Annotated in this window: 18 protein-coding genes; 14 read left to right on the top strand and 4 right to left on the bottom strand. The window is 69.5% G+C overall.

All coding sequences use genetic code 11. The annotated features are described in order from the left end of the window. Positions 1-46: 46 nt before the first annotated feature. Positions 47-1,435, bottom strand: a complete 1,389-nt coding sequence (locus tag SM116_RS18110) for a chloride channel protein (RefSeq protein ID WP_320944209.1) — start codon at positions 1,433-1,435, stop codon at positions 47-49. 74 nt (positions 1,436-1,509) lie between these two features. Here SM116_RS18110 and SM116_RS18105 point away from each other — a divergent pair, with 74 nt between their 5' ends. The 7 genes from SM116_RS18105 (at position 1,510) to SM116_RS18075 (ending at position 7,855) form a co-directional block, all read left to right on the top strand. After that, a complete protein-coding gene (locus SM116_RS18105) occupies positions 1,510-1,980 on the top strand; it encodes a MarR family winged helix-turn-helix transcriptional regulator (RefSeq protein WP_320942362.1) in 471 nt (156 codons plus the stop codon). Then, the gene (locus tag SM116_RS18100) at positions 1,980-3,011 is read left to right on the top strand and encodes a cytochrome c oxidase assembly protein (protein WP_320944208.1); all 1,032 of its coding nucleotides are present in this window, start codon (positions 1,980-1,982) and stop codon (positions 3,009-3,011) included. The genes SM116_RS18105 and SM116_RS18100 overlap by 1 nt, the downstream gene beginning before the upstream one ends. Further along, the gene (locus tag SM116_RS18095; RefSeq protein WP_320942361.1) at positions 3,008-3,874 is read left to right on the top strand and encodes a cytochrome c biogenesis CcdA family protein; all 867 of its coding nucleotides are present in this window, start codon (positions 3,008-3,010) and stop codon (positions 3,872-3,874) included. Before SM116_RS18100 ends, SM116_RS18095 begins: the two co-directional genes overlap by 4 nt. Continuing rightward, positions 3,871-5,085, top strand: a complete 1,215-nt coding sequence (locus SM116_RS18090; protein ID WP_320942360.1) for an SCO family protein — start codon at positions 3,871-3,873, stop codon at positions 5,083-5,085. Before SM116_RS18095 ends, SM116_RS18090 begins: the two co-directional genes overlap by 4 nt. Before the next feature lie 55 nt (positions 5,086-5,140). Continuing rightward, the gene (locus SM116_RS18085) at positions 5,141-5,605 is read left to right on the top strand and encodes a nitroreductase family deazaflavin-dependent oxidoreductase (RefSeq protein WP_320942359.1); all 465 of its coding nucleotides are present in this window, start codon (positions 5,141-5,143) and stop codon (positions 5,603-5,605) included. A 282-nt stretch (positions 5,606-5,887) separates the two neighbouring features. Beyond that, positions 5,888-6,286 (top strand): SpoIIAA family protein, encoded by a 399-nt coding sequence (locus tag SM116_RS18080; RefSeq protein WP_320942358.1) that lies wholly within the window; start codon positions 5,888-5,890, stop codon positions 6,284-6,286. Between the two features lie 117 nt (positions 6,287-6,403). Beyond that, the gene (locus SM116_RS18075; RefSeq protein WP_345135510.1) at positions 6,404-7,855 is read left to right on the top strand and encodes an amino acid permease; all 1,452 of its coding nucleotides are present in this window, start codon (positions 6,404-6,406) and stop codon (positions 7,853-7,855) included. A gap of 423 nt (positions 7,856-8,278) precedes the next feature. Here the strand turns inward: SM116_RS18075 and SM116_RS18070 are convergent, their stop codons facing one another. Next, the gene (locus SM116_RS18070) at positions 8,279-9,988 is read right to left on the bottom strand and encodes a SulP family inorganic anion transporter (protein WP_320942356.1); all 1,710 of its coding nucleotides are present in this window, start codon (positions 9,986-9,988) and stop codon (positions 8,279-8,281) included. A 207-nt stretch (positions 9,989-10,195) separates the two neighbouring features. Between SM116_RS18070 and SM116_RS18065 the strand changes: the two genes are divergently transcribed. Continuing rightward, positions 10,196-11,641 (top strand): purine-cytosine permease family protein, encoded by a 1,446-nt coding sequence (locus tag SM116_RS18065; RefSeq protein ID WP_320942355.1) that lies wholly within the window; start codon positions 10,196-10,198, stop codon positions 11,639-11,641. A 225-nt stretch (positions 11,642-11,866) separates the two neighbouring features. Here the strand turns inward: SM116_RS18065 and SM116_RS18060 are convergent, their stop codons facing one another. Further along, complete coding sequence (locus SM116_RS18060) at positions 11,867-13,333, bottom strand: glutamate-cysteine ligase family protein (protein ID WP_320942354.1); 1,467 nt, start codon at positions 13,331-13,333, stop codon at positions 11,867-11,869. A gap of 143 nt (positions 13,334-13,476) precedes the next feature. After that, positions 13,477-14,544, bottom strand: coding sequence for a magnesium and cobalt transport protein CorA (locus SM116_RS18055; RefSeq protein WP_320942353.1), 1,068 nt, complete (start codon positions 14,542-14,544; stop codon positions 13,477-13,479). Between the two features lie 150 nt (positions 14,545-14,694). On the opposite strand from SM116_RS18055, the gene SM116_RS18050 reads away from it, so the two are divergent. From SM116_RS18050 to SM116_RS18025, 6 genes are all read left to right on the top strand, one after another. Then, a complete protein-coding gene (locus SM116_RS18050) occupies positions 14,695-15,303 on the top strand; it encodes a DUF1214 domain-containing protein (RefSeq protein WP_320942352.1) in 609 nt (202 codons plus the stop codon). Further along, positions 15,300-15,956 carry a DUF1254 domain-containing protein gene (locus SM116_RS18045; protein WP_320942351.1) on the top strand — a complete coding sequence of 219 codons (657 nt, stop codon included), beginning with the start codon at positions 15,300-15,302 and terminating at the stop codon, positions 15,954-15,956. Before SM116_RS18050 ends, SM116_RS18045 begins: the two co-directional genes overlap by 4 nt. A gap of 66 nt (positions 15,957-16,022) precedes the next feature. Further along, the gene (locus SM116_RS18040; protein ID WP_320942350.1) at positions 16,023-16,397 is read left to right on the top strand and encodes a hypothetical protein; all 375 of its coding nucleotides are present in this window, start codon (positions 16,023-16,025) and stop codon (positions 16,395-16,397) included. A 54-nt stretch (positions 16,398-16,451) separates the two neighbouring features. Beyond that, positions 16,452-18,020 (top strand): SLC13 family permease, encoded by a 1,569-nt coding sequence (locus SM116_RS18035; RefSeq protein WP_320942349.1) that lies wholly within the window; start codon positions 16,452-16,454, stop codon positions 18,018-18,020. 328 nt (positions 18,021-18,348) lie between these two features. Beyond that, entirely contained in the window at positions 18,349-19,872 is a 1,524-nt protein-coding gene (locus tag SM116_RS18030; protein ID WP_320942348.1) for a coiled-coil domain-containing protein, read from the top strand. 100 nt (positions 19,873-19,972) lie between these two features. Continuing rightward, complete coding sequence (locus tag SM116_RS18025) at positions 19,973-21,088, top strand: peptidoglycan-binding protein (RefSeq protein WP_320942347.1); 1,116 nt, start codon at positions 19,973-19,975, stop codon at positions 21,086-21,088. The last annotated feature ends 22 nt before the right edge of the window (positions 21,089-21,110 follow it).

Genomic DNA, 21,110 nt, shown 5'->3' with positions numbered 1-21,110 from the left:
CACTCTGCCGCTGCCTGCGCGAGGGGAAGAATGCGCTTCAGGGATCTCAGGCCGCGGAGGGGTCGTTTCCTCCACCGAGCAGGTGGCGGTACTGGCGGTCTTGGAGCTTCTCGATGTCCTGGCCGCGGCGCAGGAGTTTGGTGGTGTAGATGGTGCCGTAGGCGACCGAGCGGGAGACGACGGTCGCGATTGCGCTGGTGAGCATGATCGGCAGGACGAGGGACATGTCGCCGGTCATCTCGACGACGGATGCGAACGCCGTCAGTGGTGCGCGCGTGCCGGAGGCGAAGACGCCGCCCATGCCGATGGCGGCGTAGACCGCGGGGTCGCCGGCGGCGCTGCCGAACAGCTGGTGAACGACGAGGCCATAGGCGGTGCCGAGCATCAGGCCGATGAACAGGGACGGGGCGAAGACGCCGCCGGATCCGCCGATGCCGAGGGTGAGGGATGTGGCGAGGATCTTCGTGAGAGCGAAGAAGAGCAGCAGCCAGAACCCGTAGTCGCCATGCAGCGCCTGGAACATGACCGGGTATCCCACCCCGTACATCTGCGGGACCGCGAGCAGCAGCAGACCGAGGAACACGCCCCCGACGGCGGGTCGCGCCCATTCCGGGCGTCCGGCCCAGACCCTGTCGCACAGGTCCTCGACGGCGTACAGGACATACCGGAACAGCTGGCCGACGAGGGCGGCGATGACGGCGAGCACGGCGACGAGGGCGAAGTCGGCCGTGTGGCCGAGCGTGGCACCGTGCGGGAACCCCGTGAGGAACGCGTCGTTTCCGAGAATAGGTCGGACGACCGCGTCGGCGACCATCGCGGAGAGCATGATGGCGAACAGGGACCCGGCAGAGATCTCGCGCAGGATGATCTCGGCACCGAAGAACACCCCGGTGATGGGGGCGTTGAACGTGGCGGCGATGCCGCCGGCCGCTCCGCACGCCACCAGGATGCGCAGGCGGCCTTCGGGCTGTCTGGTTCCCTGCCCGATGGTGGAGGCCAGGGCAGCCCCGATCTGCACGATGGGTCCTTCCCGGCCGACCGAGCCGCCGGTGCCGATCGTGAGTGCGGAGGCCAGCGCCTTCACGATCGCGACCCGCGGACGGATCTTGCCGCCGCCCTCGGCGACGGCGACCATGACCTCCGGGACGCCGTGACCGCGCGCCTCGCGCGCCCACCGGTACACCATCGGACCGTAGACGAGGCCGCCGATCGCGGGGATCACGATGTAGAACCCCAGCCCGAGCCAAGGAAGGTGATCGCTGGGCACGCGGCCGTCCTGGCCGAACTCGACGTGCCCGGTGACGAGCCATGTGATCCCGTACACCAGGCCGCGGAACAGCAACGCTCCAAGGCCTGCGCCGAGGCCGACGATGAGGGCGAGGGAGAACAGGCCGTACCGGTTCTTCCGCAACCACCGCGATACGGGCGCTATCATTGCTGTCACACAAGCATTGTATTCATGCAATCATTGGTCTCATACAATCATGACGTGGAAGCGAGATCGTGGTCGTGAGCAAAGGTGACGACATCCGGCCGGCCGCGGATGCGACGGTGACGGCATCCCGGGCGTTGCTGGGGATCATCGCCCGGTCGATGGTGCCGGCGCTGGAGGATGTTTCCCTGCCTCAGTTCCGGGTTCTCGTGCTGCTCGCCTCGGCCGGCCCGCTGCGGATGGGCGCATTGGCCGAGCGTCTGGGCGTGACGGTGTCGACCTTCAGTCGCACGGCGGACCGCCTCGTCACGGGCGGATGGGCGGTTCGGGAGGACAACCCGGACAACCGACGCGAAGTCATCCTTGCCCCCACCCAGAAGAGTCTCGGGCTCGTCGCCTCCGTGACCGAACACCGTCGTCAGCTCATTGAAGAGGTGCTCGAGGGCATGGCGCCCGCGGAGCGCGACCAACTCGTCGCGTCGCTGCGCGCGTTCACGGATGCGGCGGGTGAGCCGTCCGCCACCGAGCTGCTGATCCTCGGGCTGTGATGCTCGCACCGCTGTCCGACATGCCGATGCCGCCCACCGTGGGTGCCGCGCACATGACCGGGCTGATGTGGATGCCGACCCGTCCCTTGACGGCCGGACGGCTGTTCGCGGTGCACCCGCAGCCGGTCCCGGTCCTGCCGATCCTCGGCCTCCTCCTCCTGGGCGCCTATGTTGCGGGAGTCGTCATGCTGGCGCGACGGGGGGATGCGTGGCCGCCGCTGCGGATCGTGTGCTGGCTGCTCGGTGTTGCGTCGATCGAGTTGATGACGGCGACCGGGTTCGACGGGTACGGCATGGAGCTGTTCAGCGTCCACATGATCCAGCACATGACGCTGAGCATGCTCACCCCGATCCTGCTCTGCCTCGGCGCGCCGGTGACCCTGCTGCTGCGGGCGCTCTCGGGTGGAGGAACGGGTCGACGGAGAATGCGGGCAGGCCTCCTGCGCGTGCTGCACTCCCGGCTTGCGGCCGTGGTCGCGAACCCGATCGTCACCGGGATCCTCTTCTTGTTCAGCCTCTACGCGCTCTACTTCACCCGGCTCTTCGATGTGCTGATGAGCACGATGTGGGGGCACAACGTGATGCTCATCCACTTCCTCCTGATCGGGTCGCTGTACTTCTGGGGCATCCTCGGGGTCGACCCCTCGCCGCGGCGCGGAACCAGGCTCATGAGGCAGGCCGGTGGCCCGGTCGCCCGGATCGCCGAGATGGCCGTACCTGTGCCGTTTCATGCGTTCTTCGGGGTCGTGCTCATGATGGCGAGCACCGTGATGGTGTCGTACTACGCCGCGCCGATGCGGTCGCTCGATGCCACGGCCCTGAGCGATCAGCAGACCGCCGGAGGCATCGCGTGGGGGTTCACGGAACTTCCGACCCTGCTGGTGCTTCTGGTGCTCTTCCTGCAGTGGCAGCGCAGCGATGCACGGCGAACCGTCGCCGCCGAACGACGCGCGGCACGGTACGGCGACGTGGAGCTCGACGAGTACAACGCGAGGCTCCAAGCTCTGGCACGTCGGGACGCCGCTCAATGACCACGGGGTCCGTGGTGGGATACGCGTTCGTGCTCGGCATGATCGGCCTGCTCAATCCGTGCGGATTCCCGCTGCTCCCGGTCTATCTCGCCGCATTCGTCGGCGGCCGCGATCGTGACCGCGTCACGCGTGCCCTGTCCGGCATCCGCGCGGGGATCGCGGTCACGGCCGGGTTCTTCGCCGTCTTCGCCACGGCGGGTCTGCTCGCCGGGTCCGTGCACGCGGTCCTGCTGGCATTCGCTCCGTGGGTCATGATCGGCGTCGGCGTGATCGTCGTGGCGCTCGGCATCCTGGGCCTGCTCGGCAGGACCGTGCCCCTCCGCGTCGCGCCTCGGTTTCGGACCGGGACGGGATTCGTCGCGATGGCCGGGTTCGGGATGGCGTACGCCATCGGATCGCTCAGCTGCTCCCTGCCCGTTTTCATCGCCGCGATCGGCGGGGCATTCGCCTCCGGCTCCGCCGTCGTGGTCGGTGCCGTCGTGGCGGCATATGGCCTGGGAATGGGACTGTTCGCGACCGTTCTCGCGGTCGCAGTATCTCTAGCCGACACCACCGTGTTGCGCTCCCTGCGGCCGATCATGGCGATGCTTCCGCGAGCCGCCGGGGCCCTCTGCATCCTGATCGGTGTCTATCTGGTCGGGTACTGGACCGCCCAGCTCGGCGGCCCGGATCTGGTCGCACCGGTCACCGCCATCCTCGACGCGGCCCAGGGGATATTGGCGTCCATGGTCGAAAGCGCCTGGCTGCCGATCGGAGTGGCGCTCGTCGTGGTCATCCTCGTCGCTCTCATCGTCGCCGCGCGACACCGGAACCGAGCGGAGGCCGAGTCGGCAGGACCGCACCGTAGGAAGGAATCAGTGTGAGTTCAGCGGGTAACAGCGACGGCGGGAGGACCGGCGTCCCGGGGTGGGTGCTGTGGGTGTCGTCCGCCGCATTGCTGGTCGTGATCGGCCTGCTGGTCGTGATCGGGGTCGCGGACGCCCGGCCCGCCGCCGCTCCTCCGGCGGTGAACGCCGTGCCGGCCGGTCTCAACCAGGCGACCGCGGATCTGCTCGGGGTCTCACCGACCCCGACGGACCCGGTTACCGCGCCCGGGTACCGGCTCACCGACCAGCGCGGACGCGTGATCGACAGCAGCAGCCTGCACGGACGCGTGGTCGTTCTGACCTTCAACGACGACCGCTGCCTGGACCAGTGCGCGATGCTCGCCACCGACATCATCGCCGCCGATCACGACCTGACCGCCGCCGCTCGAGCGAAGGTCGCGTTCGTGTCGATCAATGCGAACCCGTACCACCCGGCCGTCACGGATGTGAAGACCTGGTCGCACCAGCACGGGCTTGACGCCCTGCCGAACTGGTACTTCCTCACCGGCGCTCCCACCCAGCTGGCCGCAGCCGCCCGCGCGTACGCGGTGCCCATCCAGCTCGACCCCGCCACCCGATCTGTGTCGCACGGCAGCCAGATCTTCATCATCGACCCCACCGGGCACATCGTGGAACAGGCCGCCTTCGGTGCGGAGTCCGCCGACACCATCCCCTTCGCGCACGGCTTGGCCGCACTCGCTGACGACGCGCTCCCCCTGAGCCAGCGGGCTGTCGTGGGCGGCACCAACCTGACGACCGTCGTCCCCGGCGGAACGGACATCGGCGACACCCCAACCCCGGTGACGGGCCCCGCCCTCATCGGCGCCACCACGACCAGCGCCACCACGCACGGGCAGTACACGGTCATCGACTTCTGGTCTTCCACCTGCGCGGCCTGCAGCATCCAGCTGACCGACGACCAGGCCGAAGCGACCAGCCTCGGCACGGCGGTCGCGTTCCTCGGAGTCGACGTCGCCGACGACCAGGCGAGCGGCCGCGCGGCCACGGCGCGCGACCGCGTCACGATCCCCACCCTGCGGGACCCCGACGGCACGCAAGCCGCCCGGTTCCGGGTCAGCGAACTCCCGTACACCGTGATCCTGTCGCCAACCGGGACCGTTCTGGTCCGGCACCCCGGCCTGTTCACGACCGAGGAACTCGACTACGTCCTGCACAGCCTCGACACCGCCCTGCCCCCCGCAACCTGAGCAGCGGGGCGAACGAGACGAAGCCCACGGTGGACACAGAAGGGAAGCACCCACGATGCCGCGATGGCTCAAACACCTGCTCAGCGCCCCCAATGCGCTCTACACGTGGGGACTCGGGCGGATCTTCGGACACCGATTCCTGCAACTCACCCACACCGGACGCAAGAGCGGCAAGCAGTACCGTGTCGTCCTGGAGGTCGTGAAGTACAACCGGGCAACCGGTGAAGCCATCGTCATGTCCGGGTTCGGACGACAGAGCGGATGGTTCCGCAACGTCACCGCCGGCACCCCCACCTGGGTGAACTTCGGTGGCGGGCCCGTCCTCGCCGACCACCGAGTCCTCGACACCGACGAAGCTGCGCAGACGGTTCGCGACTACGCGCGGCGCATGCGTTTCGCGTCGCCCCTCGTCCGACCCGTGCTCGGCCGACTCGCCGGGTTCACGTACCACGACACCGACGCCGACCGGCGCCGCCTCGTTCAGATCCTCCCGCTCACCGCCTTCACCCCACATCGCTGAGCGTCAGCCTTCCCGGTGCCCTCGACCGGTCGTCTCACGGGCCCGTGCCTCGATCCACTGTGTTCGGGTCGCTTCGCTCAGGCGGTGAACAGCGCGGACCCGGGTCGGCCATCCTCGCGTGCACATCGCGCAGGCGATCGGCGCCGCCTCGGCTGACGCGGTCGGCACGAGCTCCTGGCCGGTGACGAGCATTCATGGCTCTTCGCGAGCGAGGGTGTCGTCGGTTGAGCGCGTCGGCGTTTCGGCTCCGCCCGTATCGGCCGTGGCTGGCACCATGTGCGCATGGCGATTACAACGATTCCTGACCTGCCCGCCGGCACCCTGGGCTTCCAGGCTTCCGGTGTGGTCTCGGCCGACGACTATCGGACGGTGTTCGATCCTGCGATCAAGGCGGCGGCGGCGGATCACACGAAGGTGAATCTGATCTATGTGCTGGGCGACGACTTCCACCGGTACTCGCTGGGGGCGATGTGGCAGGACATGATGCTCGAGGGGATGCCGCACGAGACGTGGGGACGGGTCGCGCTCGTGACCGATCATTCCGGTCTGGCAGAGATGATCCACCTGCTGGCATTCCTGTTCCCCGGTGAGCTCAGGATCTTCGCCCTCGCGAAGCAGTCCGACGCCGTGGAATGGGCGTCCGGCCTCGTGACCGGAGACGCTGCCGCAGCAGCCGGCTGAGCACGGAGCGCGACTCCTCGGTGTGTGCGAGGTGGGGCTAGGATCGTCGCGGAGTGCCGGGAAGTCTGGTCGGCGTTGTCACTGATGCGGTGACGACAGTCGACGAGAGGCGCCCGGATGTCCCACATTGTTCCTGCGCGGCCGCGTGCAGCATCACGCATCCTGAGGGCAAAGCCCGCGTTGCTGTTCGCGTTCGCGTTCGCCGTGATGGCCGACCCCGTCTCGTCCGTCGCGTACGCGGTGGAGGCCGGGCTCCGTGCCCTCAACGGCGATCTGGCTCTGTTGGTTCCGACGATGTGCCTGGTGATCGCGGTGATCGGGCTGGTGATCGTCAACTATCACCAGCTGGTCGCCCGCTACCCGAACGGCGGTGGCGCGTCCGCCGCGATCGGCGAGGCGTTCGGTGAAGGGTGGGCGTTCATCCCGATCGGCGCGTTGATCGTCGACTTCGTGCTCACGATCGCGATCAGCGTGTCCGCAGGCGCGTCCGCGGTCATCGCGTACGTGCCCGTGCTGGCGGTGTGGCGCATACCGATCGCCCTCGGTCTGCTGGCGTTCGTCGCCGTTCTGACCTGGTTCGGGCACCTGGGCCGGCTGCTGTTCGCCGTGCTGACCGTCGCGTTCATCGTGATCACCGTGTGGGTGCTGATCGATGGGATCTTCGCGACCCCGCAGCCGACCGGGGAGATCACCCAGACCGCTGGGCAACCCCCGATCGTGGCGATCGTGCTGGCGTTCCCGGTCGCGATGGCCCTGGCGACGGGGGCAGAGGCCCCGTCGTCGGCGATCGCACAGCTCGGTCAGCTCGACGACCGTGACCGGCGCCGGTTCGGTCGCACCACGCTGTGGCTGACCCTGGGCATCGTCGGGGCGATCACGATCGGACTCGCGCTGACCGCGACCCGTCTGCAGATCGGCATCCCGGCCCCCGAAGACACCCAGATCGCCAACCTCGCCCGTGTCGCGTCGTCGCCCGCGGTGTATGCGGCGTTCCAGCTCGCGACCGCGCTGCTGCTGCTGTCCGCGGCGAGCTCGTCGTTCCAGGCCGGCCCGGGACTGCTGAAGGCCCTGGCCCGCAGCATCCGGCACGACGGGCGGGCCACCGGCATCCTCCCGCGCCCGCTCGGGCGCGTGAACACCCATCACACCCCCTACTGGGGGGTCGTCGTCTTCTTCCTGCTCGCCTCCACCATGACCGTCGTCGCCGGCGGCAACGATCAGGAACTCGTGCTGTTCTACGCCGTCTCGGTGTTCCTCAGCTTCCTCGCCGGGCTCACCGCGATGGCCGTGTTCGCCGCCCGCGAGCACCGCCCCGGCGTGCTCATCCTCAACGTGATCGGCGCGATCGCGGTCGCGTTCACCCTGGTCATGGACCTCGCCCGCATCGACCCGATCGCCAGCCTGATCGCCGCCCTCGGCATCGCCGGGATCCTGTACCTCAGCTGGGTACGCGCGGGCCGGCCCGCCGGCATCCGCAATGTCGCCGCAGAAGCAGAAGCAGAAGCAGAAGCAGAAGTCGACGCCGACACCGTTGCCGACGCCCACACCGACGCAGGGAACGATTCGTGACGCGGCCCGCCGCGCTCCGCTCTCAGACGAGCGCGAGTTGGTCTGTCAGCCGGGGCGACCCCTCACGCCCATCGGTCCGAACACGGCGCGCCGATGACCCCCGTCCTCGCCGCGACCAGGCTCATCCGCACTTTTCCCGGCGGCCTACTCGTCCTCGGGCGTGCCGAACGTCGGGGTGGGACGGGGGCTCTCGGCGATCTCGGCCGTCGTCATCGGGAACGCTGCTGACCGGCGGCCGCGGCAACCTCGTCCGAATGCATGCCGGCGTGCAGCTGCTCCCCGTGATCCAGAACCTCATCAACAAGGTCGGATCGCTGTCGAGCTCGGTGCAGTCGGTCGTCTCCGGATGCTTCCCCGCCATCGTCGGGATCGCGCAGACGCTCCTCGCCCGCACTCGACGCGTCACCGTCGCCGGCGGCTTCCTTAGGTCTCGTCGTCTGCGCTCTGGGACAGCTGGGCCTCGACGGCTCGGTGGACGTTGCCGTGGACGTGGTCGTCACCGATCCGATCGAGGATGCCCTGGGCCTTCAGCACGGCGAGGACTTGCGGCTTGACTCGCGCCAGCCGCAGCGCGAGGCCCTCCGCTTCGGTCAGGTCGACGATCTCGGTGAGTTTCGCGGCGCCCTGCGAGTCGACGAAGGCAACGCCTTCCAGATCGATCACCAGCGCCGTGAGGGGCGCGTCCACGGAGATGATTTCGCGGATGCGCTCATCGAATGCCTCGGCGGTGGCGAAGAACAGGCCGCCGTCCAGACGTATCACGGCGATGCCCGGGATGGTCTCATCGGCGGGGTTGAGATCGATGTCGCGGAAGACCTGGGTGCCCGGCTCACGGCCGAGCAGAGGCATGGCGGGTCGTGTCGAGACGTAGATCAGCCATGCGAGCGACAGCGCGATGCCGATGACGATCCCGAAGAGCACCCCCGCCGAGAGCACACCCACGACCGCGGCCACAGCGATCCAGAGATCGAATCTGGACACGCGCCGCAACCGGGCGAACTCCTTGAGGTCGATCATCCCGAACACGACGGCGTCGATGATGATGGCTCCCAGCACGGCCTTCGGCAGCTCCGAGAACAGAGGCGCGAGGAAGAGCAGTGTCAGGATCACCAGCCCTCCCGTGACGAGCGACGCCACGGGCGTGCGCGCACCGGCGGATTCGTTGAGTGAACTGGCCGACAGGCTGGTCGAGACCGGCATACCCTGGACGAGACCGGCGCCGACGTTGGCCATCCCCTGGGCGACCGCCTCCTGGTTCGCATCGATGCGGTAGTGGTGCCGGGTGGCGAAGGCCCGGGCGTCGCCGGCGGTCTGCGAGAACCCGATCAGCAGAAGCGCCAACGCTGCGATGACGATCTCAGGGACGTTCCGCAGCACGATGTCGAGACTCGGCAGCTGCGGGACAGGCAGCCCGCTCGGCACGGCGCCGACCAGCGCCACGCCTCGCGTGCCCAGGTCGAGGAGCGAGGAGGCGATGAGCCCGCCGACGACCAGCACCAGCGCGCCCGGGACCTTCGGCGCCCAGAATCGCAGAGCGAGGATCACCGCGAGGGCCCCCGCGCCGATCACCAGTGTCGGTAGGTGGGTGCCGCCGAGGCCGACGATCCACGACGCGAACTCCCGCCAGACATTGTCGCCCTCGCCCGAGGTGCCGGTCAGCTTGGGCAGCTCGCCGACGACCACGTCGACCGCAGCCCCGGCCAGGAACCCGGTGACCACGGCTCTCGAGAGGAACTGGGCGATCCATCCCATTCGGAACAGGGCCAGCAGCAGCAACAGGATTCCGGTCACCAGCGTGATCGCCGCGACGAGCTGAGCCGCATCACCGCCGGTGACTCCGGTCACGATCACGGCACCCCCCGCGACCGTCGCCAAGGCCGAGCTCGGACCCGTGGAGATCTGACGTGACGTGCAGAACAGCGCGTAGACGATCGCCCCGGCCGCCGCAGCGTAGAGGCCGTTCTGGACCGGGACACCTGCGATCTCGGCGTAGCCGAGGTTCTTGGGCACGATCATCGCGACGACGGCGACCCCCGCGATGACGTCCGCGCGCAGCCAGCGCCGCTCATACCGCGGCAGCCAGTGCAGGATCGGAAGAAAGCCTCCGGAACCGCTCTTCGCACGTGCGTGCACAGTTGCCTCCGACCATCGGCGCGTCGGGCTGCGTCCCGGTGAGGCGCGCGACGCTCGTGCCGACCCCGGGTGTTCCCGATATCACCCTGACGGCATGCTACGTCGGGACGAACGCGGACGTCGTGTTCCGCGAGAAGAGATGTTTCCGCTGTGTGAAGTCTTCCCCTGCCTCTCGACCCGGCGGCGCTGTGGATCTACCATGCGGACATGACAGCAACCCCCACTGTCGGTGCCTCTGCCGCGCCGAAACCCCTGTCCGTCGAACCCGGTGGGATCGAGGCCATCCCGCCCGATCGTCGACACGGGTCGCCGTGGCAGCTCTTCAACACGTGGACGGCGCCGAACCTCGAGTTCGCGACGGTGTTCGTCGGGGTGATCGGCGTCGCGTTCTTCGGGCTCGACTTCTGGTCGGCCATCGCTGCGATCGTGCTCGGAAACGCCCTCGGCTCGATCACCCAGGGCATCCTGTCGACGTGGGGTCCGCGTGAGGGACTGGCCCAGCTCGTGCTCAGCCGCACCGCGTTCGGCCTGCGCGGCAACATCCTCCCCGCCGGCCTCAACACCGTCATGGCGGGACTCGGCTGGTTCGCCACCAACTCCGTCAGCGGCGCGCTCGCACTGACCGTGCTCACCGGGATGCCGGCGTGGCTGTCGCTCATCATCATCGTGGCCGTCCAGGTGCTGCTCGCCTTCGTCGGGCACGACCTCGTGCAGTGGTTCGAGCGCTACGCCACGTATGTGCTGGGCGCGATCTTCCTGGTCGCGGTCGTCACGATCTTCCTGCACGTGAACGTCAACGCGCCGATCAAGGGCCACTCGTTCAACTTCGCGGGCTTCACCCTCACGGCCGCGGCCGCCTTCGGCTACAGCGCCGGCTGGAACCCGTACGCATCGGACTACAGCCGCTACCTGCCGAAGGACGCGAGCACGAAGGCGATCGCGTGGGCGGCGGGCCTCGGCGACTTCATCTCGTGCACCGTCCTGATGGCCGCCGGCGCCGCCGTCGCGCTCCTCGCGGGCTTCAACCCGGACGACCCCACCGCCGGATTCGTCGCACCGATGCCGCCGGTCATCCGTGACCTCACGCTCGTCGCGATCGCCATCGGTGCCGTCGCGGCCAATGCCCTGAACATCTACTCGGGAGCGATGTCGTTCCTCGCAGCCGGAGTGAAGATCAACTTCGGTCTGCGCCGTGCGATCGTAGCCCTCGGCTTCGGCATCCTCGGATTCCTCATCGCTCTCGCCGCCATCCTCAACGCGTCGTTCGGCCAGTGGTACGAGAACTTCCTGCTCGTGATCGCGTACTGGATCGCGCCGTGGCTCGGCATCGTCCTCGTCGACAGGTTCCTGCGTCGCGGCACGTCGATCGCCGAACTCGTGCCCGATACCGCCCGGTACCGCAACGCCGCCGGGGTCGTGTCGATCCTCATCGCAGGGGTGATCTCGGTCTGGCTGTTCAGCAACCAGAGCTTCTACACCGGTCTGGTCGCGCAGGTCGCGCCGATCGGCGACCTCACCCCGCTCGTGGGCTTCGCGCTCGCGGCGGTGCTGTACTACGCGTTCTTCCGGGCCTTCAAACCGGCCGTCGGCGGCCCGCTCGCCGAGGAGCCGGACCTCGTGATCGGGGTGGATGCCGCGGACACCGTCGCATGACGGGCGACGCGCGCGTCTCGATGGGAACTCCGCACCCCGGCTTTCACGTTCAAATGTCCCCCAAAGAGGGGACGCGGCGGCCTCGCATCATTTCCTAGGCTGACAACGTCGCTCCTAGTCGCAGCTGTCCCCAGCAGCGCTACGGCCGTCGTCTTCGACGGCTCCGGCTCCGGGTGACCAGGACCCCTGACGGCTTCCCCAGAGCCGTGCAGGGGTCCCCTATTCTCACGGGACCCAGGTGTGCACGGGCCGATTCGTGTGCATCGCCTCGCAGTACTCGAGAAGGGTGGCGCGCAGGGCGTCGTAGCGATCCATCTGCGCACGCTGATGCATCCTGCCCGTGAACCAGGTGGAACCCGTCATCCCGGTCAGACATCGCCCCTCGATGATGCCGAGCAGGCGATCGCACACGGATGCTTCGACACCCCACGAACGCAGGCCCTCGTGCGCGAGGGGAAGGAGGCGTCGCAGCACCAGTTCCGTCGCGGGAACCTGGCCGACGCCGGGCCAGTAGAGCTGGGCATCGATGCCGTCGCGGGCCGCCGTGTGGAAGTTCTCCTCGGCCGCGCGGAACGACAGCTGTGACCACAGGGGCCGATCCTCCTCGGCGATTCGCCGCACGAGCCCGAAGTAGAACGCGGCATTGGCCATGATGTCGACCACCGTCGGGCCCGCTGCGAGCAGCCGGTTCTCGACGCGCAGGTGCGGAACGCCCGCGGTGACGGCATAGATCGGCCGGTTCCATCGGTAGATCGTCCCGTTGTGCAGCCGCAGCTCCGACAGCGAAGGGATGCCGCCCGCATCCAGAACGGCCATGGGGTCCTCGTCGTGGACGATCGGCAGCAGCGCCGGGAAGTACCGGACGTTCTCCTCGAACAGGTCGAAGACCGAGGTGATCCAGCGCTCGCCGAACCAGACCCGGGGCCGCACCCCCTGTGCCTTCAGCTCCTCGCTGCGTGTATCGGTGGCCTGCTCGAACAGCGGTATGCGCGTCTCGCGCCACAGCTCGCGGCCCAGAAGATACGGCGAGTTGGCGGACACGGCGACCTGCGCGCCCGCGATCGCCTGCGAGGCGTTCCAGTAGGCCGCGAACGCGTCGGGCGAGGTCTGCACGTGCAGCTGCGCGCTGGTGCATGCGGCCTCCGGCAGGATCGACTCGGCCGTCGTGCGCAGATACTCGGGGCCGCGGATCGAGATCGCGATGTCCTCTCCCCGCGCGTTGAGGATCTGCTCGCTCAGCAGGCGGTACCGCGGGTTGGCGCTGATGCTGTCGGGGCGCAGATGGCCTTCGGCGAGGGTGGGGAGGATGCCGATCATCACGAGGTGGGCGCCGATCGCCGATGACCGCTCCTCGGCGTTGTTGAGGCTGCGCCGCAGGCCCTCCTCGAACGTCGTGAGGCCGCCCTCGCGCAATCGGGCCGGCGGCACGTTGATCTCGATGTTGAACTGGCCGAGCTCCGTCTGGAACGCGGCATCCGCGATCGCCGCGAGCGCCTGCGCGTTGCGCAGCGCCGGGTCGCCCGCGGCGTCGATGAGGTTCAGCTCGACTTCCATGCCGGTGAACGGGTCATCCGTGTCGAAGTGGGCCTCGCGCAGCATCCGCGCGAACACGTCCAGGTTGCGTCTGACCTTCTCGCGATGGCGGGTGCGGTCGGCGCGGGTGAACTCCACTGCGGGGACGTCTTCGCCCATGACCGCACTCTAACGGGCCGCGATCGTGCAGACCATCGGTGCTCGCGGAGCGCGCGGACGACCTCGGTCATCGCCCGGTCCGTCGCGCTGGCCGCCGCCCGTGCACCCGGGGCGCCCGGCGGCTCCGCGCCGATCGTGCCTGCTCAACGGCGGGATGACGCCGCCTCCGCCGACCGATCAACGGGTCTGACCGGGGTCGGCTCCGTCTTCGCCCGCTGCTCGTCTTGACGGGTATCCCTTCGCAGCCACCACAGCAGCAGGACGAGCGGGATCAGGAGCCCGCCGATGCCCCAGACGAGGAACGGCACGGGCCCGGTCATCCGGTCGACGAGCCACGAGAAGTTCTGACCGAAGAACCCGGTGATGAACGTGAGAGGCAGGAACACGGTGGCGAGCACCGTCAGTCGCTCCATCGTGGCGTTCTGCCGGACGCTGACCCGCGTCTGCTCGACCGAGATCACCGAGAGGTTCGCCTCGAGAATCGTGCCGAGCAGGTCGCGCTGGGCCGCCACCTCCTCGTTGATCAGCGTGAGGTGGTCCTGCACGTCGCGCAGGTAGGGCTGGAGCACGTCCTGTCCGGTCGCGCGTTCGGCGGTGGCGACGACGGCGAGCAGGGGATGCACCGCCCGGTAGAAGTCGGTGGCCTCGCGGCGGAGCGAGTAGATCCGCTCGGTCGGCGTCGCGCTGCCGGAGAACACCGTCGCCTCGATCTCGTCGATGTCGTGCTCGAGGCCGGCCACGACGGGTGCATACCCGTCCACCACTTGATCGAGGATCGCCCACAGCGCCGCCGATGTGCCGGCGGCGAGGAGCTCGGGCCGCTGCTCCAGCCGCAGCCGCGCACCGTGCAGCTCGCTCGCCACCCCCTGGCGGACCGTGATCACGAAGGTGGGGGCCAGGAAGACGCTGATCTCCCCGAAGTCCACCTCCTCGGCATCGTCGTCGTAGCGCGCCGTGCGCAGGATGACGAGCCGCACCCCCTGGTCGTAGGTCTCGAGCTTGGGCCGCATGTGGAAGGTCTGCGCATCCTCCACGGCCAGCTCATGGAGGTCGAACGTCTCCCGCACCTGCGCCAGCTCGACCGCGTCGGGTTCGAAGAGACCGAGCCAGACGAAGCCGCCCTGCCGGCACAGATCGGCGGCCTGCTCGAGGGGCACCGGCCCCTCGCCCTGCCTGCGGCCGTCCACGTAGTGCGCGCAATCGATGATCATCATCGCCCCCTCACGTGAGGTGTTCGGCTGGGCGATCCCGCTGCCCCGACCTCATTATCGCCTCGTGAGGTGACGGCGGAACCCCATCCTCAGCCAGCCCACAAGCGCTCGCGCCCCGCGCCGCCACCGGGGCGGTGTAGCGTCCGGGATGTGGCAGGAATCCTGGGCTGGATCGTGCACTCCGGCGTCGTGCAGGGAGTCATCATCGGGGCGACGCTGGCGTTCCTGACGGCCGTCGTCGTCATGAACCTCGTGCTTCGGCGGATCACCCGGACGGTCGACGGCTGGGCATCGATCCCGGCGTGCGGTCGGCCCGAGAACGGCGTGCTCGTCCGGGCCGCGTGCGCGAAGGCGCTGCCGCTCGTCAACGTCTTCGAGGAGGCCGCGTACTGGACGACGACGCGGGATGCCGCGGGCCACCGGCTCGACGGGACGAAGGCGTACGTCCTGCGCTTCCCCGCGGGACAGCTCCCGCCGAGCGCCGCCTTCTGGTCGCTCACGGCGACGGACACGGTCGGATACATGGTGGCCGGCCCCACCGACCGCCACAGCGTCGACGACCGCTCGGGCCTGGTCCCGAACCCGGACGGCTCGGTGGACGTGATCCTCCAGGCGAGAACGCCGCCGGGGCGCGAGCAGAACTGGCTGCCGGTCCCGAACGGGCGCTTCAAGCTGATGCTGCGCGCATACCTGCCCGGCCCGACGGTGGTCGACGGCTCCTATCACGTGCCGCCGGTGGTGGAGGCATCCGTCGCATGAACCGCCTGATCCTGAAGTACGGCTATCCGATCACGGCCGTCATTCTGCTGATCTTCGCATGGGTGATCGTGCAGCGTGCGGCCGGCGGATGGGTGGCCCTCGCGCCGCTCGTGATCGCCGCGGTCATCGTGTGGGCGATCGGCGCGCCCGCCTTCATCCTGTTCTGGCCGCGCATCACCGTCGCAGGATTCAAGCGAGCCATCGTCCGCCGCGGCTTCGGCGGCGGTCCGATCCCGGTCAACACGCTGTACGCCGAGCCGAGCAGATCATCGGCATCCGCATCGAACGGCAGCCTGATGGGCACCGGCACGGATGACGTGCTCTATGTCGGGGGCTGGTTCGAGCTGGGGGAGCGGCCCGTCGTGGTGCACGTTCCCGATATGACCGGCCGCTACTACAGTCTGCAGTTCACCGATCCGTCGAGCGGCGCGAACTTCGCCTACATCGGCACCCGGGCGACGGGGAGCGCCGCCGGCGATGTCGTGATCAGCGCTGGGGGATGGACCGGCGAAGTGCCGAGCGGGATGACGCGCATCCAGGCTCCGGGCCGCTCCGCCCTCGTCATCGGGCGCGTCTTCGTCGCAGGGGATGACGACCAGCCGGCGGCATACGCGCTGGCGAAGCAGATCACGGCAGCGCCGTTGGGCTCGTAGCGGCCGCCGCGCGGGTGTACATTCCTTCATACCTAGAGGTTCTAGGTATTCAGGGGAGGAGCTGCTATGACGGACTCGCGCGTGCGAACCCCGCGGTCGACATGGGCGGCCGCGGTCGTCATCGTCATCGCGATCGGTCTGTTCCTCGGGTGGCTCTGCGCGCGCGTCGTCTTCGTCGGCAGTTGGTGGGCGCTCCTTCCGTGGGCCGTGGCCGGGCTGTTGATCGGCTGGTTCTCGCCGGGATGGCTCTTCGCCACCATCGCGGGCGCGGTCTACGGCGTCGTCCTCTCCGAGACGTTCCTCATCGCCGGATACGAGGGGAGCGCGCCCCTCGGATCCGTGGTCGTCTTCTTCGCCGTGCTCGGACTCGTCGGGGCGCTGTGCGGTGCGGTCGGCGCGCTCGCCGGCCACGGCATCCACCGCCTCTTCGCACGGGGATAGAACCCGCCGCGCTTCCCCTCCCCTCGCACGGGGCGGGGTCGCTACGCTGGCCGCGTGGACCCCGTCGTCGCAACGCTGCTGGTCCTGGGGCTGGCGATCGTCGGGTTCGTGAGCAATCGCGTGCCGCTTCCCGTCGTGGCCGTCGGCGTCGCGCTCGCGCTCTTCTTCACGGGCGTCCTCACCCTGAACCAGGCGCTTGCGGGATTCGGCGATCCGACCGTCGTCTTCATCGCCGCCCTCTTCGTCGTGAGCGAATCACTGGATGCGTCGGGTGTGACGGTCTGGGCCGCTCAGAAGGTCATCGGCCGCGCCGGCACCGGCCGGGTCGCGCTGCTCGTCGCGATCTCGCTGCTCGTGGCGGCCACCACGGCGCTCATCACAGTGAACGCGTCGGTGGCGGCGCTGCTGCCGCTGGTGGTCGTCGTCGCCGCGCGGGCGCGCATCCCATCGTCGCAGCTGCTCATCCCGCTCGCCTTCGCAGCCCACGCGGGCTCGCTGCTGGCGCTCACCGGCACGCCCGTGAACATCATCGTGTCGGAGATCGCGGCGGAGAACGGAGGCCACGCCTTCGGATTCTTCGAGTTCGCGCTCGCGGGGCTGCCGCTGCTGCTCGGCACCCTCGTGATCCTGCTGCTGTTCGGCAGGCACCTGCTGCCCGACCGCGGCGGGGCCCTGATGCCGACGGACCTGGCGCGCCACGCGCGGATGCTGCGTCAGCAGTACTCCGTGAGCCTCGACACCGGCGCACTGCTCGGGCCGGCCAGCGGGGTGACCGAGGTGCTCGTCGCGCCCCGGTCGCCGCTCATCGGCCAACGGCTCTGTGCGGGGATGTCGACGCCGAGCGGCGACCTCGTCGTGCTGGCGGCCCGGCGCGGCGACGACCTGCTGAAGGGTCAGGAGTTCCTCGTGCAGGCCGGTGACGCGCTGCTGCTGCAGGGCAGCTGGGACGACCTCGTCCGGCACACGGCGAGCCCCGCGGTGGTGGCGGTGGACGAGCCGGCGTCGCTGCGCCGAGCCGTCCCGCTCGGGCATGGCGCGAAGCGGTCGATCGTGGTCCTGGTCGCGATGGTCGTCCTGCTCGCGACGGGACTCGTCCCCCCGGCGGTCGCCGCGCTCCTCGCCGCCGGCGCCTTGATCGTCACCCGCACGGTCTCGCTCACGCAGGCCTATCACTCGATCTCGTGGACCACAGTCATCCTGATCGCCGGCATGATCCCGCTGTCGACGGCGTTCCTGCAGACCGGCACGTCGGAGCTCGTCGCCGGCTGGCTGCTGTCGTTCGTCGGCGCGGGCAGCTCGACGGTCGCGCTGCTCGCGCTCTGCGTCCTGACGGTGGTGCTCGGCCAGCTCATCAGCAACGTCGCGACCGTGCTCGTCGTCGCCCCCATCGCGGTATCGGTCGCGGCCGATCTGCATCTGTCCGTTCAGCCGTTCATGATGGCGCTCGCGGTCGCGGGCGCCGCATCCTTCCTCACCCCGATCGCCACGCCCGCCAACCTCATGGTCATGGAGCCCGGCGGCTACCGCTTCGGCGACTACTGGAAGCTCGGCCTCCCGCTCGCGCTGCTCTACCTGGTCGTGGCGGTGCTGTGGGTGCCGGTGGTGTGGCCGTTCCACCCCTGATGAGGTATGCCGGCATCCGTCGCCCCCACCGGCGGCCGTTCTCAAGGGCGGGGCACGACGCGCGACACACCGGGAATGGATGTCGACGGCCGGCGTGTCGGCCATGAAACCCGCGGTTGTGCGCGCAGTGGCCGGGGGCAGCCGCATCCCGTTTCGTCCTCATCGGAAGGGGAGGTATCCTCTGTTCAACCCTGCCCCCCGCTCAGCACGTTGCGGTGCCTCCGACCCGTTGCCGGAACCCGATCCGAAGCGAGCCGCGCGCGCGAGCATTCCGTGGTCGCCGGCCGACGACCCGGACCCCCCTTTCCACGCGAGAGCGAGTATCGGCATGCCCGAACAGTCCGACCAGAACCGCACTTCCGCCACCCCGCCGACGAACCCCTTCGACGTGCTGGTCAACCACGCCGGCGCCCCCGCCGGCGGAGGATTCACGACGGCGTTCCGTGGCTACGACCGCGACGAGGTCGATGCGACCATCTCGAAGCTGACCTCGCAGCTGCAGGCGAGGGCGGACGAGGCCGCGGGCCTCGAGGACCGCTTCCGCCGCGCCGCGCAGGCGGCGGTGCAGCAGAACCGCCGCACGGTGGAGCGCCTCGAGGCGGACCTCGCCGCGGCGAACGCCAAGAACCGCGAGACGGCCAAGCGCCTCGCCGACGAGCAGGCCGCCGGCGCGGCCGCTCGCGAGGCGGCGGAGAAGCTGAAGAGCGAGCTGGATGCGGCGACGGCCGACGAGGCGCTCGAGCGCCTGACCGCGGAGCTGACCGCCGCCACCGCCCGTGCCGGCGCCGCAGAGCAGAAGGTGCAGATGCTCACGGACGAGCTCGTGGGCGCCGCCGGGGCCGGCGACTCCACGAACCGCCACCAGTTCGAGGAGATCCTGCGCGTCGCCGAGGAGCAGGCGAGCACGCTCATCCGCAACGCGAGCGTGCAGGGCGACCGGCTGCTCGAGGCCGCGCGCGAGGAGATCGCCGCGCGCCGCAAGGAGGTGCAGGTCGAGGCCGAGGCCATCCTGCAGCAGGCGCAGCATGACGCTCAGCAGATCCGCCTCCGCGTCGAGACCGAGCTGACCGCGCACCAGGCGCAGCTCGAGCGCGAGGCCGCGCACGCCGCCGAGAAGGTGTCGCAGGCCGAGCAGGAGGCCGCCGCCATCCGCTCCGAGGCCGAGAAGGGCGCCGCCGCCCTGCGCTCGATGGTCTCGCGCGAGACCACCCGTGACCGTGCGGAGGCCGAGCAGGCCGTGCGCGAGCTGCGCATGCGCGCCCTGGAGTTCGAGGAGTCGCTGACGCGCCGTCAGGATGACGCGCAGCAGGAGTTCCTCGTGCTGCACAATCAGGCCGTCGCCCACGCCGAGCGCATCACGCAGGACGCGAACGAGCAGGTTGCGGCGTCCCTCGAGCACGCGCAGCGCGTGTCGGCCAAGGCCGACGACTTCGAGAAGCTCATGCGCGCGCAGGCGCAGCAGATCGAGGCGGACGCCCGCATCCGCGCGCGTGAGACGCTCGACCGCGCCCGCGACAAGGCGCAGCACATCATCGAGACGGTCACCGCGCACTCGCAGGCCGTCCTCCGCGACGCAGAGGACCGCACGCGCCAGCTGCGCTGGCAGCAGCACCAGCTGACGAGCTTCATGGCCGAGGTCACCGAGCTCATCCGCCCCGAGGGCGTGCTCGACAGTGTGCCGACCGAGGAGGAGGCCGTCGTGCAGCAGGCCGAGGACATCATCGCGGCGGAGCACGGCGAGCACGAGCACGGCGCGCACGAGCACGCCGGCGAGGCCGACGCGGAGTCCTCGGGCGACGAGGCCGCCGGTGACGAGGCGGACGAGGCCGAGGAGCTCGAAGCCGCGCACTGAGCCGGGCGACCCGGCGGCGTGGCGGGTGCGGGATGCGGTCGAACCCCCGCAGGGGGTGGGATCATGAGCCGGAGATCCTGTTCATGATCGGGGGCCGTACGTGAAGAAGAGCCGCACAGGGATGCGACTGACCACGGTGGTTGTGTGCGTGACGGCGGCCGCGATCGCGCTGGCGGGCTGCACCGACAGCGTGAGCGACGTCGACCGCGCGAAGGCGCAGGTCAGCGCGAAGGAGAAGGCGCTCGCGGATGCGCAGACGGCCTTCTCGGACGCCTCCGACAAGTTCTGCTCCTCGAGCAAGGACTACGTCGTCGCGCTCGACCGCTACGGCGACGTGCTGACGAGCACCGCGCCGACCGTGGGCGACGTCCGTGTCGCGGGCAAGGATCTCGCGCAGCCCAAGGAGGAGGCGTACGCCGGCGCGGACGCTGCGGTCAAGGCCCAGAAGGACGTCACGGACGCCGAGAAGGAACTCGCGAAGGCGCGGACCGCACTCGCCGAGGCGGAGGCGAGCGGGTCGCCGGTGGCGCCGGCCGCCACTCCGACGAGTCCGGCGCCGCTGGCGCCGGCCGCATCCGTCGATCGCGTGAAGCAGGCCGAGTCGGAGTTCTCCGTCGCGCAGTCGGCCGTGACGGACGCGACTCCGCTGAAGCAGGCATCCGTGCAGTTCAACAGCGCCGTCGTGGCGCTCGAGATGGCGTGGCTCAAGCTCTACGCCGATGCCGGCTGCATCTCCGATGCCAACCAGCAGAAGGCGGCCGAGGCGGTCAGCGCCTACACGACGGCCCTGCAGCAGGATCTGGCGACCGCCGGCTACTACCCGGGCCCGGTCGACGGCGTCTACGGCCCGATCACCGTGCAAGCCGTGCAGGACCTGCAGAAAGCGGCAGGCCTGCCGGTCACGGGAACGGTGGACAAGGCGACGGCGGATGCTCTGCAGGCCGCGCTCGCCGCCAAGAGCGGAGCCGCCGCACAGGCGTCCGTCGCCTCGACGGCGGCCGTGCAGCAGACGCTGAAGCTGCTCGGCTTCTGGGACGGCCCGGTCGACGGCGTGTGGACTCCCGAGCTCACCGACGCCGTCAAGACGTTCCAGATCACGCTCGGCGTCGAGCCCACGGGTGCGGTGGATGCCGCCACCATCGCCGCTTTCGAGAAGGCGATCGCCGAACTCACCGCGACCCCGGCGCCGTCCGCGAGCCCGTCCGCGACCCCCTGAAGCGCGTGAACAGGGGGCCGCG

The organism is Microbacterium rhizosphaerae, from assembly GCF_034120055.1.
Classification (GTDB): domain Bacteria; phylum Actinomycetota; class Actinomycetes; order Actinomycetales; family Microbacteriaceae; genus Microbacterium; species Microbacterium rhizosphaerae.
Note: the sequence above shows the minus strand (reverse complement) of the source record. Positions and strands in the feature narration are given on the sequence as shown.

Coding starts and splice junctions, on each gene's coding strand:
- SM116_RS18080 (WP_320942358.1), top strand. CDS start 5,888: ATGGCGATTACAACGATTCCTGACCTGCCCGCCGGCACCCTGGGCTTC.
- SM116_RS18110 (WP_320944209.1), bottom strand. CDS start 1,435: ATGATAGCGCCCGTATCGCGGTGGTTGCGGAAGAACCGGTACGGCCTG.
- SM116_RS18100 (WP_320944208.1), top strand. CDS start 1,980: ATGCTCGCACCGCTGTCCGACATGCCGATGCCGCCCACCGTGGGTGCC.
- SM116_RS18055 (WP_320942353.1), bottom strand. CDS start 14,544: ATGATCATCGATTGCGCGCACTACGTGGACGGCCGCAGGCAGGGCGAG.
- SM116_RS18060 (WP_320942354.1), bottom strand. CDS start 13,333: ATGGGCGAAGACGTCCCCGCAGTGGAGTTCACCCGCGCCGACCGCACC.
- SM116_RS18030 (WP_320942348.1), top strand. CDS start 18,349: ATGCCCGAACAGTCCGACCAGAACCGCACTTCCGCCACCCCGCCGACG.
- SM116_RS18040 (WP_320942350.1), top strand. CDS start 16,023: ATGACGGACTCGCGCGTGCGAACCCCGCGGTCGACATGGGCGGCCGCG.
- SM116_RS18045 (WP_320942351.1), top strand. CDS start 15,300: ATGAACCGCCTGATCCTGAAGTACGGCTATCCGATCACGGCCGTCATT.
- SM116_RS18095 (WP_320942361.1), top strand. CDS start 3,008: ATGACCACGGGGTCCGTGGTGGGATACGCGTTCGTGCTCGGCATGATC.
- SM116_RS18065 (WP_320942355.1), top strand. CDS start 10,196: ATGACAGCAACCCCCACTGTCGGTGCCTCTGCCGCGCCGAAACCCCTG.
- SM116_RS18085 (WP_320942359.1), top strand. CDS start 5,141: ATGCCGCGATGGCTCAAACACCTGCTCAGCGCCCCCAATGCGCTCTAC.
- SM116_RS18075 (WP_345135510.1), top strand. CDS start 6,404: ATGTCCCACATTGTTCCTGCGCGGCCGCGTGCAGCATCACGCATCCTG.